At 35.2% G+C, this 21,328-nt stretch carries 16 protein-coding genes, 1 tRNA gene and 1 pseudogene; 11 read left to right on the forward strand and 7 right to left on the reverse strand.

Going from position 1 to position 21,328, the window contains the following annotated elements; translation table 11 throughout:
* Window positions 1-14 precede the first annotated feature (14 nt).
* From rplM to R2I74_RS03555, 3 genes are all read left to right on the forward strand, one after another.
* Window positions 15-482: a 50S ribosomal protein L13 gene (gene rplM, locus R2I74_RS03545; RefSeq protein ID WP_316354004.1), complete on the forward strand. Its 468-nt coding sequence runs from the start codon at window positions 15-17 to the stop codon at window positions 480-482.
* Window positions 483-488: 6 nt separating this feature from the next.
* Entirely contained in the window at window positions 489-926 is a 438-nt protein-coding gene (rpsI, locus tag R2I74_RS03550) for a 30S ribosomal protein S9 (protein ID WP_316354006.1), read from the forward strand.
* A 203-nt stretch (window positions 927-1,129) separates the two neighbouring features.
* Window positions 1,130-1,206 (forward strand) — tRNA-Met (locus R2I74_RS03555).
* A 553-nt stretch (window positions 1,207-1,759) separates the two neighbouring features.
* Here the strand turns inward: R2I74_RS03555 and R2I74_RS03560 are convergent.
* The 3 genes from R2I74_RS03560 to R2I74_RS03570 all read right to left on the reverse strand — a co-directional run bounded on the left by R2I74_RS03560 (window position 1,760) and on the right by R2I74_RS03570 (window position 3,735).
* A complete protein-coding gene (locus tag R2I74_RS03560) occupies window positions 1,760-2,326 on the reverse strand; it encodes a hypothetical protein (RefSeq protein ID WP_316354008.1) in 567 nt (188 codons plus the stop codon).
* A 215-nt stretch (window positions 2,327-2,541) separates the two neighbouring features.
* Window positions 2,542-3,033, reverse strand: a complete 492-nt coding sequence (locus tag R2I74_RS03565) for a hypothetical protein (protein ID WP_316354009.1) — start codon at window positions 3,031-3,033, stop codon at window positions 2,542-2,544.
* A 93-nt stretch (window positions 3,034-3,126) separates the two neighbouring features.
* Window positions 3,127-3,735 carry a hypothetical protein gene (locus R2I74_RS03570; RefSeq protein WP_316354010.1) on the reverse strand — a complete coding sequence of 203 codons (609 nt, stop codon included), beginning with the start codon at window positions 3,733-3,735 and terminating at the stop codon, window positions 3,127-3,129.
* Between the two features lie 408 nt (window positions 3,736-4,143).
* Between R2I74_RS03570 and R2I74_RS03575 the strand changes: the two genes are divergently transcribed.
* Window positions 4,144-5,547, forward strand: a complete 1,404-nt coding sequence (locus tag R2I74_RS03575; RefSeq protein ID WP_316354011.1) for a hypothetical protein — start codon at window positions 4,144-4,146, stop codon at window positions 5,545-5,547.
* Window positions 5,548-5,573: 26 nt separating this feature from the next.
* Here R2I74_RS03575 and R2I74_RS03580 read toward each other — a convergent pair whose 3' ends face one another.
* Window positions 5,574-6,350 (reverse strand): SDR family NAD(P)-dependent oxidoreductase, encoded by a 777-nt coding sequence (locus R2I74_RS03580; protein ID WP_316354012.1) that lies wholly within the window; start codon window positions 6,348-6,350, stop codon window positions 5,574-5,576.
* A 72-nt stretch (window positions 6,351-6,422) separates the two neighbouring features.
* Here R2I74_RS03580 and gmk point away from each other — a divergent pair, with 72 nt between their 5' ends.
* Genes gmk through R2I74_RS03595 form a run of 3 tightly spaced genes read left to right on the forward strand, consistent with a single transcriptional unit; the run spans window position 6,423 to window position 8,967 of the window.
* Complete coding sequence (gmk, locus tag R2I74_RS03585; RefSeq protein WP_316354013.1) at window positions 6,423-7,040, forward strand: guanylate kinase; 618 nt, start codon at window positions 6,423-6,425, stop codon at window positions 7,038-7,040.
* Complete coding sequence (locus tag R2I74_RS03590) at window positions 7,037-8,329, forward strand: MFS transporter (RefSeq protein ID WP_316354015.1); 1,293 nt, start codon at window positions 7,037-7,039, stop codon at window positions 8,327-8,329. Before gmk ends, R2I74_RS03590 begins: the two co-directional genes overlap by 4 nt.
* The gene (locus tag R2I74_RS03595; protein WP_316354018.1) at window positions 8,326-8,967 is read left to right on the forward strand and encodes a queuosine precursor transporter; all 642 of its coding nucleotides are present in this window, start codon (window positions 8,326-8,328) and stop codon (window positions 8,965-8,967) included. The genes R2I74_RS03590 and R2I74_RS03595 overlap by 4 nt, the downstream gene beginning before the upstream one ends.
* 142 nt (window positions 8,968-9,109) lie before the next feature.
* Here R2I74_RS03595 and R2I74_RS03600 read toward each other — a convergent pair.
* Window positions 9,110-9,939, reverse strand: a pseudogene (locus R2I74_RS03600) (IS5 family transposase).
* 169 nt (window positions 9,940-10,108) lie between these two features.
* Between R2I74_RS03600 and R2I74_RS03605 the strand changes: the two are divergent.
* The 3 genes from R2I74_RS03605 to R2I74_RS03615 all read left to right on the forward strand — a co-directional run bounded on the left by R2I74_RS03605 (window position 10,109) and on the right by R2I74_RS03615 (window position 12,446).
* Window positions 10,109-10,831, forward strand: coding sequence for a hypothetical protein (locus R2I74_RS03605; RefSeq protein ID WP_316354020.1), 723 nt, complete (start codon window positions 10,109-10,111; stop codon window positions 10,829-10,831).
* A gap of 370 nt (window positions 10,832-11,201) precedes the next feature.
* On the forward strand, window positions 11,202-11,927 hold the full coding sequence (locus tag R2I74_RS03610; protein WP_316354021.1) for a hypothetical protein: 726 nt from the start codon (window positions 11,202-11,204) through the stop codon (window positions 11,925-11,927).
* Between the two features lie 273 nt (window positions 11,928-12,200).
* Window positions 12,201-12,446 (forward strand): IS110 family transposase, encoded by a 246-nt coding sequence (locus R2I74_RS03615; protein ID WP_316354023.1) that lies wholly within the window; start codon window positions 12,201-12,203, stop codon window positions 12,444-12,446.
* 624 nt (window positions 12,447-13,070) lie between these two features.
* Here R2I74_RS03615 and R2I74_RS03620 read toward each other — a convergent pair.
* Complete coding sequence (locus R2I74_RS03620) at window positions 13,071-18,821, reverse strand: autotransporter domain-containing protein (protein ID WP_316354024.1); 5,751 nt, start codon at window positions 18,819-18,821, stop codon at window positions 13,071-13,073.
* Window positions 18,822-19,815: 994 nt separating this feature from the next.
* On the opposite strand from R2I74_RS03620, the gene tsaE reads away from it, so the two are divergent.
* Window positions 19,816-20,259, forward strand: a complete 444-nt coding sequence (tsaE, locus tag R2I74_RS03625) for a tRNA (adenosine(37)-N6)-threonylcarbamoyltransferase complex ATPase subunit type 1 TsaE (protein WP_316354025.1) — start codon at window positions 19,816-19,818, stop codon at window positions 20,257-20,259.
* A gap of 532 nt (window positions 20,260-20,791) precedes the next feature.
* Here the strand turns inward: tsaE and R2I74_RS03630 are convergent.
* A complete protein-coding gene (locus R2I74_RS03630; RefSeq protein ID WP_316354026.1) occupies window positions 20,792-21,256 on the reverse strand; it encodes a phasin family protein in 465 nt (154 codons plus the stop codon).
* Window positions 21,257-21,328 lie beyond the last annotated feature (72 nt).

A 21,328-nucleotide genomic window follows, 5' to 3' on the forward strand; every position in this document is an offset into this window, starting at 1 on the left:
ATAGAGTATTTAACGTGAAAACTTATTCTGCAAAGCCATCAGAAATTAATAAAAAATGGTGGGTCATAGATGCGAAAGATGTGGTTCTTGGAAGATTAGCAGCTGAAGTATCAAAGATGTTACGTGGTAAACATAAGCCTAGCTTTACTCCGCATATGGATTGCGGTGATTATATAATCATAGTGAATGCTGCTCAAGTACATTTAACTGGTAAAAAGTCTGATCTTAAGGACGGAAAGTTTTATCATCGGCATACAGGGTTCCCAGGTGGTATCAAAACTACTACAGCAGGCAAAATGTTAGTTGGAAAATACCCAGAACGTGTTATAAAACTCGCTGTAAAAAGAATGATAACCAGAAACGTTTTGGGCTCTAAACAAGTTAGCAATCTATATGTATATCCAGGCGAGAGTCATCCGCATCAAGCGCAGCAACCTGAAATATATGATTTTGCCCATCAAAATAATAAAAACAAGAAATAAATTCATATGACGATAAACACTAAAAATAGTACGACTACAAAACAAGAGCAAGGTAAAAGTAAACAAGCTTATGGGACTGGTAGAAGGAAAAATGCTATTGCCAGAGTATGGGTAAGTCATGGTACGGGAGCTATTATAGTAAATAAGAAATCATTGGATCAATATTTTCCGCGTGAGGCTCATGTAAAAACTATTATGCAACCATTAGCCGTGACCAAGATACTTGGTCAATATAATATTACTTGTACAGTAAAAGGTGGTGGTTGTTCAGGACAGGCAGGAGCAATAGTGCACGGTATGGCACGGGCTCTAAATGAATTTATTCCAGAGTTGCATCAGATGTTACGTAATGGCGGGTTCTTAACTAGAGATTCAAGAGTTGTCGAGCGTAAAAAATATGGTAGGCACAAGGCTCGTAAGAGTACTCAGTTCTCAAAACGTTAATAAGGTTTGAGCGATTGTTTATTAGGCTTCTCTCATAAATGCATGAGAGAGGATTTGAAGGAGAGACAGAACGCAGTTCCGTAACGTATTCTTGGTTTATTTCAGATTCGAGGACGAAAACAACACAAGATAAAGACCATTAGAGAGAAATTGTTCACAAGGCTTAGTGAGAGAGCTATAGAGAGCTATATTTAATATTTTATGGCGAGGTAGCTCAGTTGGTTAGAGCAGCGGAATCATAATCCGCGTGTCGGGGGTTCAATTCCCTCTCTCGCTACCATCCAGATATCTTATTTATATTATACCTCTGTGAGCGTTTACGGTTTTTAAGTTTAAACGTTAGTAAGCACATACAAGGCATCATCACGAGCTTATATCCCCACAAATTAAGACATGCTCTCTTTGATATATAGCAAAGCCAGTTGAATTTATGATACGTTAATTTTGCAAGCCTGGCTGTGCTCTCACGTAGTAATCTATGCTGTGAGCCCTCCGCTCTTCCCATAATTTCAACTGGGAAGCTATAAGTAGTGACAAAGGCTGTTTTATAGGGCTTATGACACTTAGCTTATTGAATTCGATATAAATTTTCCTAAAGTAAAATAGGAATATATTTTTTTGTTTGTGGTATCGAGGGTGTTCAATGAACTGTGTCAATTAAAGTAAGGTTCGTCTGAGCTAAGACCACGTTAGTGGTCAAAGCAATCCAGTCAATTTATTGACACGCCGAGTTTTTTCTGGATTGCTTCGCCTTCGGCTCAGCTCAGACGATTTGACACAGTTCATTGAACACTCTCGTGGTATCCGATTTTAAACTCACAACGCTCACCAATTTATGCACTATTTGAACAGAACTGACCTGTCATTGTGTCTAACGCGATTAATTTACTACCTTCGTATGGTAGATAATATTCAATAATAATTAATGACTTTGATATGCTTAGAATTTGAACATAATTAGGATATTCCCAATCAAATTTTCTTTTCCATAATACATTACTACATGTAATGACTGCTATTCCTTCGCTGTCAATAACAGCCATAACATATAAACCAGTTAATGTTGCAGCAGAAAAGTAAGGTGATATATTATAGTAATTTTGATTATTACTAAATAAAACATCACCGTAGCAATCAATAGCCATACATTTTCTGTCAATTATATCAAAACGATAAATATTACCCCTTGCATAAACAACTAAGATATGATTTGCTTCTGATAAAAAAAATGGTGGTTCCTGCTGAATACATTCTCCAGCACGAAAAATTACATAGTATAATTGTTCATCATTAGATATCTCCAATATGATATCACAATTAAAGCCGAAGAAAGTTGCCTGATAACTTTCTCTATAAGCTTCAACTTCTTTCTCTATGCCAACCACAGTAATAGATTTCATAATTATCCAAAATCTCGCGATAACTTACTATTTTAGCAGAGATTATCATACGAATACAACCTATTCAAGAAAGGTCTATTATTATCTTCAATACTTTCATCAAATTGATCAACTTAGCATTGAGAACCACAGCTTTAAAACCGCACCTGAGTTTGACATGTAATTCTGGATATTTTAACTGTAACTCCATATTTTGATGATAATTGCACTATTGTTTATTTCATTTTCTCAATCAAACAACTCAATGACTTGCTTAACATCTCCATCGCTTCTTTTATATCAACGTTAGGCACCCCCGTAGCCGTATTTGCTTGTGCTATAATGCCTGTCAAATTCACTTTAAATGGTTTTTCAAGAGTGCTTCTAGCGATGTCAAGCATACTTTGCCCCTTATCATTCCTAATTTTTGATTTAACCTCCTCTACTGGTTTATTATCTTGTAAATTAATTGAAGGAATAGAAGCTTGTTCTTGTTTATCAATTGACTGAGTATTGTTACCATTAAATTGTTTTGCGGCGTTAACCCGTAATGTATAATCATAATATTGTGCAAAAATTTCGTTTAATATTTTTGATTCTTTCTTAATGGCACTTATTGTTACTTTATCTTCTGGAAGAATAGACTTTTTTTTCAAACCGCTTTGTTGATCCTGTGTAACCGCTTTGTTTGCACTAACTGGATTCTCTTTATTACCATATATTCTCATAAACTATACCTACTTATTTCGTTAATTAATATTAACATATATTATAGATCTTTCACTATAAATTGTCAATATCTTTATAAAATTTGTATAGAATTATACCCTCCATTTTTCAGGAAGCCTTATCTTCTTCTCCTCTACCCACTTACGGAAGCCTTCTTTATTAATATAGATCTCGCTATCTTCTTTTCCTACAAATATTAACTCAGCATGTCTTTCAGCACTTAATGGCATAACCTCTACTCCTTCCATAGTAAGTAAATAATTACAACTATGAGTGATTTTTTTTATGACTGCATCATATGTAAACGTAGATTCCGGAGCAGCACAATTAACAAAATGTTCGACAAATTCACCTAGAGAGAGATCATCATTCTCTTCGAATATCTCACGAATAGCTGCATCAAAGTTATATTTAATATCCTCAGCCTCATCTTTTTCTAATACTAAATAATCTTTCTCATTAGCAGGATCATTTATCTGTTGAGAATTTAATAACTTATTGGCTTTGTAATCTCTTGCGTATTTAATGGTTAACAGGATAGCCGCCACAGTAAAACATAGGCTTGATAATATATCAGCATACACAAAATTCATAAAATCAAATCCTACTCCAAATAAGGTAAAGACAATAGGGTAAAGAGCATTTATACGAATTATCCAACTAATCATTATCCTTATCTGCTCTATAAAATGTTTAAACATACCTTTAATATATAATTTTAGTTTAATATAGCTTATTCCATACTAAAGTCTCTATTTTATCGATTTAAGCTATCCTCGATTCTTTAATGACTGGTCATACTCACGTGAATTGATTTCTATATTTAGCTTATGCAAATTTATGGCGATAAAGATCTTGAAGTTTGCCAGGCATACTCATCTTAAAAAATGGTCATTTTAACTCTTTAACCTTAACTATTTTCAGCGCTTTTTTATTTATTCAAAAACTTGATTTATCCCAGAATCCGATTCATGTAGTAAAGCCCTCATCGTATATACATCAAAATAAGAGACGCTTCCTAGTAATTTATGATGTTTTTAAGAGAGATATTTTTATTAAATCATAATGACCTAATATATACTTAGATTCTTAAGTTATATAGTTAAAACATGAAGACAACAGAAGAAGAAAAAGCAGCAAATAGAGCTGAAATCATTCGGCAAACAAAAGATGATTTTGCGATCCCATCACCAAAGAAGACCTTGGAAGAAAAAGAAATATCGCCAAAAAAAGAAGAAACTGTTGCTAAAGAGGATACACCTAAACAATGGTACCAAAAAGTCTTTGACGGAGTAAAAAAAGCAGCTAGCGCAGTTTATACAGCAGTAACAAGTAATGCATATTCCGTAGGCATGGGAATAGCAGCGCTAGTGGGCACCGTGGCTACAGGAGGAGCAGCTCTTATAGCCATGGGAGCTGCTGCTTTAACATTTAAGGTGACCAAGACTGCTATAGATGCTGTCAAAGCAAGTACAAGCCGTAGTTTAGATAAAGAGAATGATGCACTCATTGATTACGCAACTGCCTTATGTGTTAAGCAAAAAACATTAGAGCTAGCTCCTAAATTAAAAGCAGTAGAAAAAGATCTATATACACCAGATAATAATGATAAATTAAGCACCAAGGAGCAACATCAGTTTAATACTAAGCTAGATATTGCTGAAAAATTGACTAATATAATTAACACAGGTTTTGACATAGCTGGATTAGCCATGGATCCGAGTAAGATAGCTCGTGTTGGTAAAAATTTGGAAGTTGGAGAGAGCGCGGCTTATAATGTTACTACTGGTGCAGCAGATCTAGTAGGAATAGGTGATGACCTTAAGGGATTGGCTACAACAATTAAAGAAAAAATAGCAAATTCTCCAGATCTACAAGCAGAATTAAGAGAAGCGATTAATTCTGAACGTAAAAGAGATAATGTTGGTTATGATAATTTACAAGAATTAAGAGAACAAACTCGTCAATTGCAGATTGATAATAAAGCTATGGTTGCAACTCTACGCGACGACAATTTTCATAAGTTTACCAAAGAGGAGATATGCAATCAATTTGCGATTGAACAAAATCAAATAAATTCAGAGACCCCAGCGGTAAAAAAAGCAGAAAGCTTACTTTCCAAAAGTTTACATGCTATTAAAGATGCATTCGATCCAACCAGTAAATATAATCCCAATAATGACATTGATGCAAGTAAGCATTCAGGTTTAACTAGCGAAGTTAGAAAAGAAAATGAAGCTACAATAGAAAGCACAACACAGAAAGATAAGCCGATTACTCGAACTCAGGAGGCTCCAGAATTCAGCTCTAAAAGTGCTAATGAGCAAAAAAGTACCACAATGGATAGGATGGCTTTAAAAGAACAATTGACGCAAGATCAGCAAAAAATCAATGCTAACATGGATAAATTCATTAAATCGCATAGTGCATGCGCAGATCATCACTGTAATATATCCCCAAAGGCAGTAGTCAATAACAAGGCACAATCTAATGATAAAGAGGTCAAAAGATAGGAAAATCTTAGAATATGTAAACAAAGCTATTCATCAAAAGCAGGTTTACCTGGTAATTTTGAGTTAATATAATCAATGAAGCAAGTTGGTAGTAAGTTTACTAGTTTTAATAAAATATAGATGATTAAAGGAAAAGCTATCACTGCCTTGTCTTTCTGTACTCCTTGAATAATAATTCTTGCCGCCTTTGTTGCTGAAATTTTAAATGGCATTGGAAAGTCATTAACTTCAGTCATTGGGGTATCAATATATCCTGGTATTACTACACTAACTTTTACCTTGAACTGTTGTAGATACCCCCGTAATGCATCTCCAAAAATTTTTACCGCAGCTTTACTAGCAGAATAAGAAGGCGCACTAGATAAACCGATAAGTCCTGCCATTGAACTGATAATCACTATATTACCTGATTTATTTTTAATCATAAACGGTAATGCTGGTATAATCGTATGTAAACTACCATGCAAATTAGTGTTAAAGATTTTATTAACTTGGGTTGATGTTTCTGACCCTACTAAAGTTCCAGCTGATACTCCAGCACAAGCAATGATAATATCTATTTTGTGTTCTTGACAAATTCGAGTAATGGAATCATGCATCAATTGTTGATTCTGCACATCCATAATAACTATCCTTACTTCAGCATGACGAGCCTTACAATGCAATTCTACATTCAATAATTTTTTTTCTGATCTACCAAACAAGAAAAGTCTAACATTTATATTAGCGTATTCTATTGCCAGTGCAGCACCTAAACCACTTGAAGCACCAGTAATTATGATTGTTTTTTTTGCAATAGTCATTTATTATTCGTGTCTAGTTATACCTAATAGATTTTTGTCTTAACTTAAAGTAAAGATTAGGCTTTAGATAATATGTCATCCAGTTTACAGCAAGGTTTAATCTTTATTATTTCCTCACCTTCAGGTGGCGGTAAATCCAGCCTGACTAGAGCTTTATTAAAACTTAATCCTCAGCTACAATTATCAATATCTACCACCACACGCCCACCAAGACCAGGTGAGGTTAATGGCACTCATTATTATTTTAAAACTAAAGCAGAATTTCAGCAACTAATTGACCAGAATTTGTTACTAGAACATGCCAAAATTTATGACCATTATTATGGTACACTGAAACAGCCAATAGCAACAGCACTAACTAATGGTATCGATATATTATTTGATATCGACTGGCAAGGCACTCATGCGATAAAACAGCTTTTGCCAAAAAATACAATATCAATTTTTATTTTACCGCCATCTATGGATATTTTAAAACAGCGCCTACAACAAAGAGCTCAAGATACCGCAGAGATAATAGAACGAAGATTGCAAGCAGCAATTGAAGAAATTAAATGTGCCAAATATTATGATTATGTGATCACCAATGATCATTTTGAGACTGCTTTACAAACTCTACATGCAATATTTATCACAGAAAAGATAAAACAAAGCAAAGTTATTCAATTAGCATCATTCGACATTATATGAGCACCACTTCAAAAAACAAGATTATTGGTGCTTTACTTGGTACCATCGTTGAATATTATGATTACAGCCTGTATGGTTTTTCCGCTAGTGTTATAGCTGCAAAATTCTTTCCAAACACTGATCTCTTGACTAGTTTAGCTAATACTTTTGCTGTGTATGCTGTAGCTTATCTGGCTAAACCTCTGGGGGCATTAGTTTTTGGCCGTATAGGAGATTATCTTGGTCGAAAAGTTGCTTTAAATCTCACTATAATCGGAATGGTAGTACCAACTGTTTTAATCGGATTATTGCCTGAATATTCTACTTTTGGCATCTGGAGCACCGTTATTTTAGTTCTCTGTCGATTTATACAAGGTATTTTTATGGCCGGAGAATATGATGGAGCGGCAATTTACGTAATTGAACATTTAGGAGCCAAATATCACTATACCGCCTCAGCAATTACTAGAACTACCGGAGTTATTGGATTATTACTTGGTATTGGAGCCACCAATTTTTTTAATGCCCATATTTTTCCGGAATGGGGATGGCGTATACCTTTTTTATTAAGCTTACCTTTAGCGCTAATTACTTTATATTACCGTAGACAACTTACAGAAACTCCGGATTTTCAGGAGGCCAGAAAATTACAAACTCCATTGCGCAGCATAACTAATTTATGTCAATATCAGTGGCAAACCTTATTAATAGTGATTTTAATTGCCGGAGGATTTGGCGTTACCTATCAAGTTTCTATTGTGTTTATGAAGCAGTATTTGCCGATTGTATTAGCTCAAACCAACCTTATTATCAGTACTTTTTCCGTGTTATTAGTAATATGTTTAGGAGTCTCAATGCCTATTGCTGGTTTATGCGCAGATCGCTTCGGTGCAATGATTGTAATCAAAATTAGTGTATGTGCTACTATTATTGCTTGCATGTTACTCAGTATTGCAATTACATATAGCATGCTCAATCTAGCTTTAGCGGCTTGTTTATTACTTGCTACTTTTATCGCTCCTTTTAATGCATTAGCTCATGGCATTATTATTAAAGGCTTTCCGGTCAATGAACGTTACCGCAGCATTAGTCTAGGACATGCTATTGGTGGAATGTTAATGTCTGGTACCGCTAATTATATTTGCTTGATGTTTATGAAATCATTTGGATGGTATCTATTCCCGGTAATATACGTAGCTGCTTTTGCGATATTATCTTATGTAGCAATATCTCTTTATCAATATCAGCTTAAATCGGCAAGCAAAACCTCAAACATCCATAATAGCTATCAACCGGAAAATACCAGATGAATGCTGCCGAGAAATGCTATATAATTTTATGTACATTCTTTGCAGTGTTAGTGGTAACTGGAAATTTAATCTACCAAAAATTTGTTTATTTGCCCCTATCTTTTTATACTTTTGAGCTATCAGTAGGAGCAATTTTTTATCCTTTAACATTTTTAATCACTAACTTGATCACTGAATTTTTTGGTAAACAGAAAGCAAAATTCTGCGTACGACTAGCTATATTAATGAGCCTAAGCATTGCACTGATCATTACCATAATGAACAATCTTGAAGCAACCAACTGGTCTAAAATTGACGACCAAACCTTTAATGATGTCTTCGGGGTCTATGGTATTTCTTTAGCCGGCTCACTGCTTGCAAATTATACCGCTCAACTTCTTGACATCAGACTTTATTTATGGATAAGAAGAATCACTCATCATAAATTTCTTTGGGTCAGGAATCTTAGTACTGCAGTATCTTTACTGATAGATACGACTATAGTAATTGTCTTTATCACTATTTTTAGTAATTCCATACCATTTGAGCAAATGATCCCATTAATTATTAACAGCTATACATTCAAACTATTTTTTTCAATTTGCACTACTCCCCTATTTTATTTTTTAGTTTATGTAATTAAGTCAATTGTTGAATAACCGCTTCCTTGCACTCTTGCCGTATATAAAAATTAATGATACATTACAATTCCCACTTAAACATTAAGGAGTTTTATATGAAACAATTTTTCAAGAATTTTGAAAATCAATTTAAGCAAAATCAATAGACCTCTTTCGAAACTCATTTACCAAGCTCCCAATTATATAAACCAGCAATTAAATTGAACCTAAGACCAAATCTTTTGCGTCTATTTCGATGCAATTATTTTAAAACGCTTTAACATAATTTATCACCGATAACATTTTCATTTAATACTCTGTCACTTGCTAAACTTCTATTATTTTTCTTATCTTCTTTAGTTAAAGCATTCTTTTTACTCTTTTTCTTTGGTAGCTCAGAATTTGTATGAATCTTCTGTAAGCCTTGATAACCAGTATCAGTAATCACTTTAACCTCAGGCAGTATATGGGTTCTTGATTCTTTAAATAATTTAAAATCATGACGCTTACCATTGGAAAAAGAAGTGCATATGACTCGTTTGCTTTTCTTATCTACTACTATTTGAGTCTTTAACGTATGTCTTTTCTTTTTACCTGAGTAATAGTATTTCTGTTTTTTTGGGGTCGCTCTATAGGGCTTTCTGTAGCATCTATTAAAACTAATTCATACTCCATACCGCTTTTAACTAGAGCCTTCTTACCTGGAAGAGCAAAATCCGGATGTTTTATTAGAGTGTCTTCAACAAAACGAATTGTTTTAAATGCACTGCTTTCGCTAACTCCATAATTCTTAGCTATATGAAAATAGGTACGGTATTCCCTTAAATATTCAAGTGTCATTAATAGGCTGTCTTCCATACTAAGACTAGCTCTTCTGCCACCTTGGTACCTCCTATTTATTTGTTTCTCTGTCTTTAAAATCCCTACCATCTTTTCAAATGTACTATTTCTTACCCCTGTTAATCTTCTAAAATGCTCTTCCGATAAAATGCTTAAATTTTTATATCTCATATAGTTCTAAATTAAGTAAATTCGACTTTATAACATATTTAGTCCAGTTTCGAAAGAGGTCTAATATAAAAATGGTGTCATTGTTAACAATTTTGACGTTTCTGCAGCTGCAGCAAAGTTTCATGTACCAGAAACAGCAGGTGAATTTCTTGCCAAATGCCCAGGGGTGATGGATCCATTAGGTGACACTCCTGGTATTGACAAATCTTGGCTTTCTCCTTATTCAGGAGTTAAGGCTGATAAAGCAGAACGAGCTTCTAAATTTGTTAACGCTTTAATTACATCAACTTTATTATCTGAAAATAAAATTGAGCAAGCCCTAAATTCGATGAACCAATTAGATGTTCGCGGTAAAGTAATGCTATTAAATATCGTTACTAATCCTTTAAATAATCAATTATTTTCTGAGGTTGCAAAAGAAGTCATATTTTTCAATATTAATACAAATATTGATATTGGACATGTTAGTTATAGCCATGCTTCTCAAATAACAGATGGTCAAATTGCTGATCGATATTTTGGAAAATATTTGCCTAAACACGATAATCAGATTGAGCTACCCAATCTAATTGATATGCTGCCAAAAAGTGAAATCAAAAAAGACCCGCAGCAGCCTAACAAAATAGAGCTCTTGATGCTACAACAACAAGAGAAGAAACAGAAGCAATTGGAGGAGCAAAAACAGATTTCACAAGAAGATATAGTCAAAGCATTAATCGAGTCTGGTAGTGTAACATGTAAACTACTACCCAAAATTGCTCCTAAAAGTTTTTATGAAGAAATAGCAGATAAAATATGTCATTCAAAAGCCCCAGAGCTAGTAGTAGATAATATTTTAGAAGGTTTACTTGGCATTGTAGAACAGCTTCCTGAAGAATACTCTCAGTGCTAAACAAAGCACTGAATTTTATAGAGATTATTTTTAGTGAGTTCTGGTAGAAAAATGACAAAGATTTTATAGATAAAAAATACCTAAACTTAATCAAGCCATCACTGCGAGGAGTTTGCTAGGCAAATTTCTTGCAGTGATGGTTCCTTCGTAAGCGTTGTTCACGGTTTTCAGAAAAGTCATTGCGAGATTTTGTTAAAAATCGAAGCAATCCAGTAAATTATTTTTCTTAATTTGCACTACTCCCTTATTTTTTGGTTTATATCATTAAGTCAATCGCCAAATAAATATGCTTTAACCTATAGTTTAATTATTGCAAATTTATTTATACTATGATACTAATTGATTTACATTATCATATAAGGAGGAATATATGTCAAAAACTCTCTCACAATTTTTTAAAACAAATATGAATCAGCAAGAGATTGTTAAAGACGAATTTAACGTTTCTGCTGCTGCTCAAAGGTTTGGTGTAGCAGAAACAGCAGATAAACAATCATTTGTTATCGGCTGCCCTGGGATAATGAATCCACTTGAAGCTTCTCCTATTGAAAAATCTTGGATTTATGATCCATGTGTTAAACCTGATAAAATTAATCGAGGCGATCAATTTGTTAATGCTCTGCGTATAGCGGATTTCTTATCTTTAGAGAACTACGAAGGAGCTAGAGAGATAATGCAAACACTAGATATTAGAGGCAAAGTAATGCTATGCTCAATAATTACTAATGCTAATCGACAATTATTCTCTGACTTTAATTATGTAAAGAACCTAATAAATGATAATATTTGGCAAAATTTCGTACCAGATCATGCTAGTAGTCATGTATCTCAAGTAACAGATAATGAAATTGCAGATCAATATATCCACCCATATTTAGCTAAATTAAACAAAATAAACGTGGAGGCATTAGCTGGAACATTGGTTATTAGTGGTAGCATCGCTGGGTATGAGGATGTATTACAGGATTTAAGACAAACTAATACAGATGATTTCAGCTTGTTACCTATATTAGTGTCGTCTTTATCTACCCCAGAATCAGAGCTAAATGTTAATGCTGTCCTGTTGGGACTGGGACTGTATAATTTGAGTGAATGAACAACTCGCACATCATTCTGACATAATTGTATTACGTATGAGTGAGTGTCCACAGTTTTCAGAAAAGTCGTTATTGCAAAATTTTGTTAAAAATCAAAGCAATTGCAATTGTAAGATAAAAATATGATATAATAATAGACGCGAGAGGAAAAGGAGCCCCGAATGTTGATAAGACATTGGGGGCTACGAGCGTAGGCCACCAGGAAGCAATAGGGTTTTGTACCCGTTTACAATCTAAAATAAATAGTCTATTACGAGGTACTCATATCAGGATTGTATCATAATTTTATTGGAATTGACATCAGCAAAAATGATTTTGTGGTGGCAATTCATCAACAAAAAGCTACTTTTTTTTTTGCTAATAACGTTGAAGGAATCAACAAATTTATCAGTAATTTACATAAAAAAGTACAAAGCATGATAGTATTGGAAGGCACTGGTAGTTATGAAATGTTAGTATTAACCAGCTTAACTAAATCTGGTTTTGCCGGTGCACCGAGGCAGATGCTAAAAAGGTAAAAAACTTCATTAGATCACTAGGCAGTCTGCAAAGACTCATGCAATTGATGAAGGTGTTGATGCCTTGCTACCAGAACTTGGTAGCACTATCGTGGTCTCGCAATGACCAATGACAGTTCGTGTCGTCTCTTTTTCCTTAACTTGACACGTATGATTTGTTGAACGTTCTCGCTTATTATCTTACTCAACAGATTTGATCTAGTCTTAATAAAGTACGCTCTCCTTGCTCCTTACTCAAGCTGATTTCTCCTGGATGGATTCACCGATGGCCTCTCTGATGACGCCTTGCAGCGTCGAGGCAAGTTATGTTCAATTCAGTAGAATTTGGTGCTAGACGTGAGTAGTGAAGCCAATAATAGGTGAACTTTGATCAACAACGCACTTAAGTTCTAATCAATTGACTATAGGTAACAATAAACAGGATTCGGTTGTGCTCACCTAGAGTCCTTCCACCTTAAAATTTAACTGTTACCACCCAACTGTCTCTAGCTATATGATGATATACTAACGTTCAAACTTAAAAATTCGTGAATGCTGACAAAATTTAAATGATATATGAGGAGAGAATTTAAGAGAGTTTCAGATGGCATAAAATGTTTATGCCATCTGAATAGAGAGTAGAAATTAGAAGTTTACACGAACTTTTAAAGTACCTTGGTGACCAACATACTTATTAGCTAAGTGTGCATCATAGCCTGCACCATACTCAAACATCCCAGCTTTAGCAGTTAAACTACAACCAAGATTATAGAATGTTTTAGCAGGTTTATTAGATTTGGCAGTCAAAGGAGTTTGCATACCATCTAATCTAATATCCATTTTGGCAGATTTACCACGCATATCTTGTCTAATAAAGCCATGCAATTCTGGAGTTACAACAACACCACTCATTTCAGTGTTCATTGCTACTCTTGCACCAATAATTGCTTCAATCTTATCGTTTGACTTTTTACTGATAGACAAGTTTTGTACAGTAGTACCAGTTTCTTTATAACCATTATCATTGAACTTATTATAAGCTAAACCAAACATTGGTGTAACAGTTGCATTGTCAACAAAACGATAGTTATATCCACCTAATACTTCAGCACCATAAGTCATAGTATCGTACTTACCGGCAGCTGTTTGATTAGTAGTTGATGTAATACGCTTCTCAGTATTTTTAACTTTACCTGAACCAAATGACGCTACACCTTGGACAAACCAATTATCAGCAATTTGTTGTAAGCCATATACAGAGAACATCATCATATCAACTTTAGTTTTATCACCAGCTTTGATATTTTTATGTTTTACATCTGTTCTGAGAATAGTTAAAGCAGCTCCAACAGTCATACGATCATTAGCTTGGCAATCAAAACCAACAATACCACCAGTAGTTTTAGCTTTATAACCAGATACGCCTTTTCTCATTTTCTGAGTAGCTTGGCTATAGAAAGGCATAGCCCATGCACCATAACGTGCAGCCAATCCTTCATCACCAGCAGCAACACCTAATCCTTCAGCTTGTGTGTATTGTGATTGTTGAGCAGACCCGGCTCCAGCTCCTATAGCAATTGAAGTTAACTTAGAACTAAGTACATTTACAACTTCATTACTAGTATCACCTATTACCTTATTACCTGTATTAATTGGATCCTGCAATCTTGCAATAGCTTCACCAGCTTTCTTCGAATCACTAGTATTAATTACAGCTACATCATCTATGAAGGATTTTGCATCACCAGTGTTGTTTGGATTAGCAAAAGCTTCTATGTTTCTTGAATCAAATCCAGTAGCTTTAGCAATAGTTGTCAAAGCTTCTTTAGTGTTATCTGTTTGTTTAATGGTATCTTTGTCTAAACTCCACTTAACAAACGGATTATCACTTGGATTTCCTATCACTAATGTAAATTTAGAAAGGTCTGACACACTTCCACCATTAGCAGTACTAATCCACTTAAACTCTTTTCCAGCTGCAGCAACTCTGCCCACTACCATATTATAGAGAGTGATCGTTGGAGCAGTAGCTTTTGCAAAATCAACCTTAGCACCAGCACCATCTATTACTATATTACCAACATTTGTTCCATCATATGCAGTAACAACTGAGATATTACCACTAGCAGTAGAAGCAGTTGCACCTGTAACTTTTAAAGTATTGGTTGATAAAATAAATGTACTATCAGTTGCTTCGATCTTACCAATAGTTCTGGTTTGAGGAGTAGTAGAAGGTAATCCTACTATTACTGTTGATTTATTAAATTTCGTATTATCTGCAAAGATATTCGCATTTAATATTTCAAACTTCTTCCCATCATTATTTGCACTAAAATCTACTAATTGTAAATTTTTACCGCTTTCACCGATGTCTTTATTAACAGTAACACTATTATTAAATGTAGCTGTACTATTTGCAGCTTTACCTGTGACAATTGCACTATCTACTAATATAGAATCCAAGGCCTTTATATCATTTATTTCAGACAGCCGCAGTGTAAGATTGCTATCACTAATACCTAAAGCTGTAACTACCGCTTGTCCATCTTTTAAGTTGGCACCAGTAAATATAGCGTTCGCACTACCTGTAGTACCAAGAGTTAACTTATCTCCTGAAATACTACCAGTAAAGGTGGCTGTTTTAGTATCTGCAACAGCAGTATCTTTAGCATTAACAACATCAACTGTAGCATTCTCTTGGAATGTTGCCTTTTTCAACTGATTAGTTGCACCCAGCTTACCTATGACTAAACCATCCTTATTTAATATTACTGTAGCTTTTCCAGCTGTTGTAGTATCTACCACAGCAAAGAAATCTGCAGTAATTGTAATAGTGTCATCAGTAGCTAAGATTAAGTTTCCAAATGGATTAGCTTTACTACCGAAGGCTTTAGTGATGTTTTGATTACCTGACACTTGTATATTATGGTTCTTTTCAGTAGTCGACACAGTAGAAATCGCAACAGTACCAATATCAACACCAGCAGCTAATTTTACTGTAGAAGCAACCTTACTATTGGTAAATGCTAATGCATCTGCTCCGAAAGCTGCAGTAGTAAACTCAACGTCTTTATTTGAAATTTTAACAGTTTTTATTTGGTTAGCACCAGCAGCACCAATTGGTGCATCTACTTTTATATTGGCGTTATTGATAAACTCAACGACTCCTTCACCAGCGCCAGCTATAGCAGCATTCTTAGATTTTATATTAGCAGCATCAACATTACCAGCAAATTGTACTGTACCTTTATTAGCTATTGTAATATCACCAGCTTTTACATGATCATTAAACTTAACAATTTTAGTATCTCCACCTTGAATGTCGATATCACCTATTTTAGTAACAAAAACACCACTAACTTCTGAAGATCCAACAAAGGTTAAACTACCTTGACCAACAACAGCAACGTTTTTAAAGCCATCAACTGTAAATAGATTCACTCCATTTTCTACTGTCAAGACGCTTCCTACAGCTGTAAACTGGATCTCTTTTAATTTTTTGTCAGCTTTACTTAATACTGTTCCTTCTTTCAAGACTGTAGCACCAGCAGCAGCTGCAACTATTACAGTACCTTTACCATTATCATGGGCAAATTCTTCGATTTTATAATTACCAACATTGGATAATGTCAAAGATGAATCTTGTTTACCAATATCAATTTTCTTGATAGCAGCTGTACCACCAGTTAATACGATATTAGCTCCTCCATCTGCTTTTAATAATTTCAAAGCTTTATTAGGAGTACCAACATCACCAATCTGACCATTAACTGTTAATATCTTACCACCAGTAACTGCGCTTGCATCAATAGTACCCGTACCAGCTACAACTGCAGGCGTAATAGTAACAGCACCAGTAATGGTATGAGCTACATCATTGGTGAATGCAACTGTATTATCAGTTGTAAAAGTTATACCAGTAAGATTTCCTGTAATATTGGTTGTGGTTGGAGCTACAGAGTTCAGAATTAAAAGACCACCGATATTATTAGCAGTAAGATTTCCCTTAGTAACTGTTGTAGCACCTACATTACGAACAGTGTTCATACCAACATTAGTAGTATTGATCCCTACTGTACCAGTAACATCCGATGCTGCTACATCTCCTTTATATAACCCAGCTCCATTCACAGCAAGATTTCTAGCTATTGTTCCAGTTTGAGTTACTGTACCACCACCAACAATTACGTCTTGAGTTGCGTTACCTATAACCAAATCACCAGCAGTAGCACCAAGAGTAACATCAACAGCACCTACTGTATTCCTCATAGTCAAATTACCTTTAGTAAGTGTAACCGCAGCTGCATCCTGAAGCGTATTTATACCAGCATTAGTAGTATTAATCACTACTGTACCAGTAACATTCGATGCTCCAGCTGCTCCTTTATATAATCCATCTCCATTCACAGCAAGATTTCTAGCTATTGTTCCAGTTTGAGTTACTGTACCACCACCAACAATTACGTCTTGAGTTGCATTACCTATAATCAAATCACCAGCAGTAGCACCAAGAGTAACATCAACAGCACCTACTGTATTCCTCATAGTCAAATTACCTTTAGTAAGTGTAACCGCAGCCGCATCTCGAAGCGTGTTAATACCAACATTAGTAGTATTGATCCCTACTGTACCAGTAACATCCGATGCTGCTACATCTCCTTTATATAACCCAGCTCCATTCACAGCAAGATTTCTAGCTATTGTTCCAGTTTGAGTTACTGTACCACCACCAACAATTACGTCTTGAGTTGCGTTACCTATAACCAAATCACCAGCAGTAGCACCAAGAGTAACATCAACAGCACCTACTGTATTTCGCATGGTCAAATTACCTTTAGTAAGTGTAACCGCAGCCGCATCTCGAAGCGTGTTAATACCAACATTAGTGGTATCGATCCCTACTGTACCAGTAACATCCGATGCTGCTACATCTCCTTTATATAACCCAGCTCCATTCACAGCAAGATTTCTAGCTATTGTTCCAGTTTGAGTTACTGTACCACCACCAACAATTACGTCTTGAGTTGCGTTACCTATAACCAAATCACCAGCAGTAGCACCAAGAGTAACATCAACAGCACCTACTGTATTCCTCATAGTCAAATTACCTTTAGTAAGTGTAACCGCAGCTGCATCCTGAAGCGTATTTATACCAGCATTAGTAGTATTAATCACTACTGTACCAGTAACATCCGATGCTGCTACATCTCCTTTATATAATCCAGCTCCATTCACAGCAAGATTTCTAGCTATTGTTCCAGTTTGAGTTACTGTACCACCACCAACAATTACGTCTTGAGTTGCGTTACCTATAACCAAATCACCAGCAGTAGCACCAAGAGTAACATCAACAGCACCTACTGTATTCCTCATAGTCAAATTACCTTTAGTAAGTGTAACCGCAGCTGCATCCTGAAGCGTATTTATACCAGCATTAGTAGTATTAATCACTACTGTACCAGTAACATTCGATGCTCCAGCTGCTCCTTTATATAATCCATCTCCATTCACAGCAAGATTTCTAGCTATTGTTCCAGTTTGAGTTACTGTACCACCACCAACAATTACGTCTTGAGTTGCATTACCTATAATCAAATCACCAGCAGTAGCACCAAGAGTAACATCAACAGCACCTACTGTATTCCTCATAGTCAAATTACCTTTAGTAAGTGTAACTGCACCATTTGCATCCCTAATAGTGTTAATACCAGCATTAGTGGTATTAATCACTACTGTACCAGTAACATCCGATGCTCCTGTATATAAAGCAGTATCTCCACCACCAACTCCTCCTACAGAAAGATTTCTACCTACTGTTCCAGCTTGGACTACTGTACCTGCTCCCGTAATGGTTACATCACGAGCTACGTCATTTAATGCCGTAATTGCTCCATTGGTTATGATAACATCATTAGCCACGTTATTAGCTATTGCTGTACCACCGTTCACCTTCAGATCATGACCTGCATCATTCATCGTCAACGCACCACCATGTACGGTAACATCATGAGCAGCACCAGCAAGAACATCATTAAGGCCAATTACATTTCCTGCATTCACGGTAACGTGCATATTAATGTCTTGCCCCGCAAAATTAACGTCATGTCCTATAGTAAAAGTTTGTCCAAAATTACCACCGGCATCAACAGCAGGAGCCACAAATACTATATTACCTCCAGTACTAATATTAAACGCCCCACCCAATAGAAGACTATCAGCAGCTGAAGTAAAAGCTTTATTTAAATTACCGCCGCTGTTTGTTCCACTTATAATAATAGCGTCAGCACCGACAGTTGCAATAGCACCCAACGCTGTGCTATTTAAACCACCAGCGATTACTGCAATCGCTGAGGCGGTAGTTAGTAAGTTTTTAAGAAATTTTGGTTTCTTTTCCATAATTCTTTCTTCCTATTTAAAGTTAATTTATTTTGTTTGACGTTATTTCAAGTTTTGTCATTTTGTTCGATTATTTTTACAATCAAGTTGAATTGTTGCGTAAATTACTAAATTTGTTATTTGGTCATTTGTCATTGCGAGATTTTGTTAGAGATCGAAGTAATCCACTTGGATTGTGGATTGCCACAGCCTCTGACAAAGCCTCGCAATGACATTCTCTATTTAGTTAACTTACTTTAACACACCCGAATTGCAACAACTAAAGAGCGCAATCACTTAAAAATCGAGATAACGTTAAATTTATTTTATTCTAGAATAATTAATTTTTATTTCCACTACTTAATTTTGATTTTTACCGCTTTTACTAAATTTGTCCTCAAAGTCAATACAAAAAAACTCTCAACAATTGAACTACATTAGTTTTCATGAACTGCATTAACAACAATAATATCAACGTAAAATCTTAGTTATGTAGTATTAACAAGATATAATAAACCCTAGAATATACGACATGGTCGCAGTATAAAAGGCACTAGTAGACAAGTCTAAATAAATTGATAAGATTATATAGGCATTTTTATTATTGTGATTTATTTCACACAGTCGTTAATAACATCGTAACTAAATTAACTACCAGCAATGTCACTGCTTCACTAGATTGACTTCTCGCCCTCAGTGCGCATCCCTACATTAACGCAAGTTGCCAATTAAAATTGCGAGAAACTCCCGTTTCCGCGTCATCAACTATGATTCTAATAAAATTTTAATTGGCAACTCGCGTTACATTAATCTCGACACGCAACGTCATCTCGAACTCGTTTCGGAACCTCATCATAATTTCACAAGATCCCGAAACAAGTTCGGGATGACGTTGCGTGTTCTGGGATAATTAGGTTCCATAAACAGTGTTAAACAAAATATCAAACTTGAATATCATCATCAAACAAATTATTATACCAACCTTATACTAACCAACGATAACTAGCGCACCTAAGTGATAGAATATATCTTACAAGACGAAACAGAATCAGCAGCATGGGCAGGTAATTTTGCTACTACGCTTAAGGCGAGCAATATAGTTACTTTTTCTGGAGATTTAGGTAGTGGAAAAACATTTTTATGCAGAGAGATTATCAGATATTTTTGTGGAGCACAAACTAATGTTAGCAGCCCTACTTTTAATTTATTACAAACATATCAAAATATGAATCACGAGATAAATGGCAGTGGCGATGGCTTTACTATCTATCACTTTGATTTATATAGGTTAAAGCATAGCGATGAAGTTTTTGAGCTCGGAATCGAGGAAGCCTGGTATAATAATCTTTGTTTAATAGAATGGCCGGAAATTATCGAATCAATCTTGCCAAAAGAAACTATAAAAATTCATTTACAAGTGCTAGAAGGGAACAAGAGAGCATTATCGATAGGAAGTTAAAATAGGGAGAATGACACTCTCTACTCATAAAACTATAAAGTGAGAGAGGTCTAGTGTTCACGGTTTTTAGAAAAGTCGTCTTGTTTGAGATTTTATTAAAAATCAAAGCAATCCAGTCTTTTAAGGCGCGCCTTCCATTACTCAAAGATGATTTCTGGATCACTTTGAGCCTAACGGCTCCTCACCATCTGATATATCCCCACGAATTTGAAAGTGCTGAAATGCGCTATATATCGTCATTGCGAGGAGTAGTATTTAGGTTGCGACGAAGCAATCCAGAAAGATTAACACAGTAAAAGCTGTGTCACTGTTATGATTTTTTCTGGATTGCTTCGTCATGTGCTTACGCACATGGAAGCAATGACAGGCTTTTGGAGTGTTTTTTAGCCACTTCAAATTCGTGGGGATATATCAGCTCGTGATGACATCTCTATGTTTAGGCTCGTTACGACGCACCCTTATGCGAACGGTGCCTTGTTAAGCAATATCTAACGTTCAAACTTAAAAACTTGTGAACACTTGCATAAACAACTTAACCTTTGGTCGTACATTTTTTAGTAAATGCGTGATCAACATGTTCCGAAACACTATTACCCATCAATTGAAAAATCTCCATTGAAGCTTTCGACATCATATCCATAATTTCTTTAGAATTATTCATTGAATTTTCGATGGTTGATTTAATATATTGTTGCTGACATGCCGCCGCTTGCTCAATATTTTCAGCCGATAACATCTCCTTAACTGTATTAAACATTTCGCTAGCGCTATTCTGCAGCGCCTCAGCACTACGTTTAACCATGACTTGCGCACTATCTGAAGCCAACTGATTTGCAGTAGTTAATATCTCGGTATTCTTCTTTACTCCATTTGTAAATGAAGAGAAGTCCATAGTTGGTACATTCTTCATATTACCTAAAAAGGCTTCCGGGTTTATAAAAGATTTCATTGTATCAAAAAACTGTGTAGCTGATTGTGAGCCATTATCTTTATTCATTAAATCCTCCATTTATAATACATATATCATTACAACAAAGCTACTCTGAAAAGAAATACTAGTCAAGGATTT

The organism is Candidatus Trichorickettsia mobilis (assembly GCF_963422225.1).
In the GTDB taxonomy this organism is placed as follows: Bacteria; Pseudomonadota; Alphaproteobacteria; order Rickettsiales; family Rickettsiaceae; genus Trichorickettsia; species Trichorickettsia mobilis_B.

Coding starts and splice junctions, on each gene's coding strand:
- rpsI (WP_316354006.1), top strand. CDS start 489: ATGACGATAAACACTAAAAATAGTACGACTACAAAACAAGAGCAAGGT.
- R2I74_RS03560 (WP_316354008.1), bottom strand. CDS start 2,326: ATGAAATCTATTACTGTGGTTGGCATAGAGAAAGAAGTTGAAGCTTAT.
- R2I74_RS03565 (WP_316354009.1), bottom strand. CDS start 3,033: ATGAGAATATATGGTAATAAAGAGAATCCAGTTAGTGCAAACAAAGCG.
- R2I74_RS03570 (WP_316354010.1), bottom strand. CDS start 3,735: ATGTTTAAACATTTTATAGAGCAGATAAGGATAATGATTAGTTGGATA.
- R2I74_RS03575 (WP_316354011.1), top strand. CDS start 4,144: ATGAAGACAACAGAAGAAGAAAAAGCAGCAAATAGAGCTGAAATCATT.
- R2I74_RS03580 (WP_316354012.1), bottom strand. CDS start 6,350: ATGACTATTGCAAAAAAAACAATCATAATTACTGGTGCTTCAAGTGGT.
- gmk (WP_316354013.1), top strand. CDS start 6,423: ATGTCATCCAGTTTACAGCAAGGTTTAATCTTTATTATTTCCTCACCT.
- R2I74_RS03590 (WP_316354015.1), top strand. CDS start 7,037: ATGAGCACCACTTCAAAAAACAAGATTATTGGTGCTTTACTTGGTACC.
- R2I74_RS03595 (WP_316354018.1), top strand. CDS start 8,326: ATGAATGCTGCCGAGAAATGCTATATAATTTTATGTACATTCTTTGCA.
- R2I74_RS03605 (WP_316354020.1), top strand. CDS start 10,109: ATGGATCCATTAGGTGACACTCCTGGTATTGACAAATCTTGGCTTTCT.
- R2I74_RS03610 (WP_316354021.1), top strand. CDS start 11,202: ATGTCAAAAACTCTCTCACAATTTTTTAAAACAAATATGAATCAGCAA.
- R2I74_RS03620 (WP_316354024.1), bottom strand. CDS start 18,821: ATGGAAAAGAAACCAAAATTTCTTAAAAACTTACTAACTACCGCCTCA.
- R2I74_RS03630 (WP_316354026.1), bottom strand. CDS start 21,256: ATGAATAAAGATAATGGCTCACAATCAGCTACACAGTTTTTTGATACA.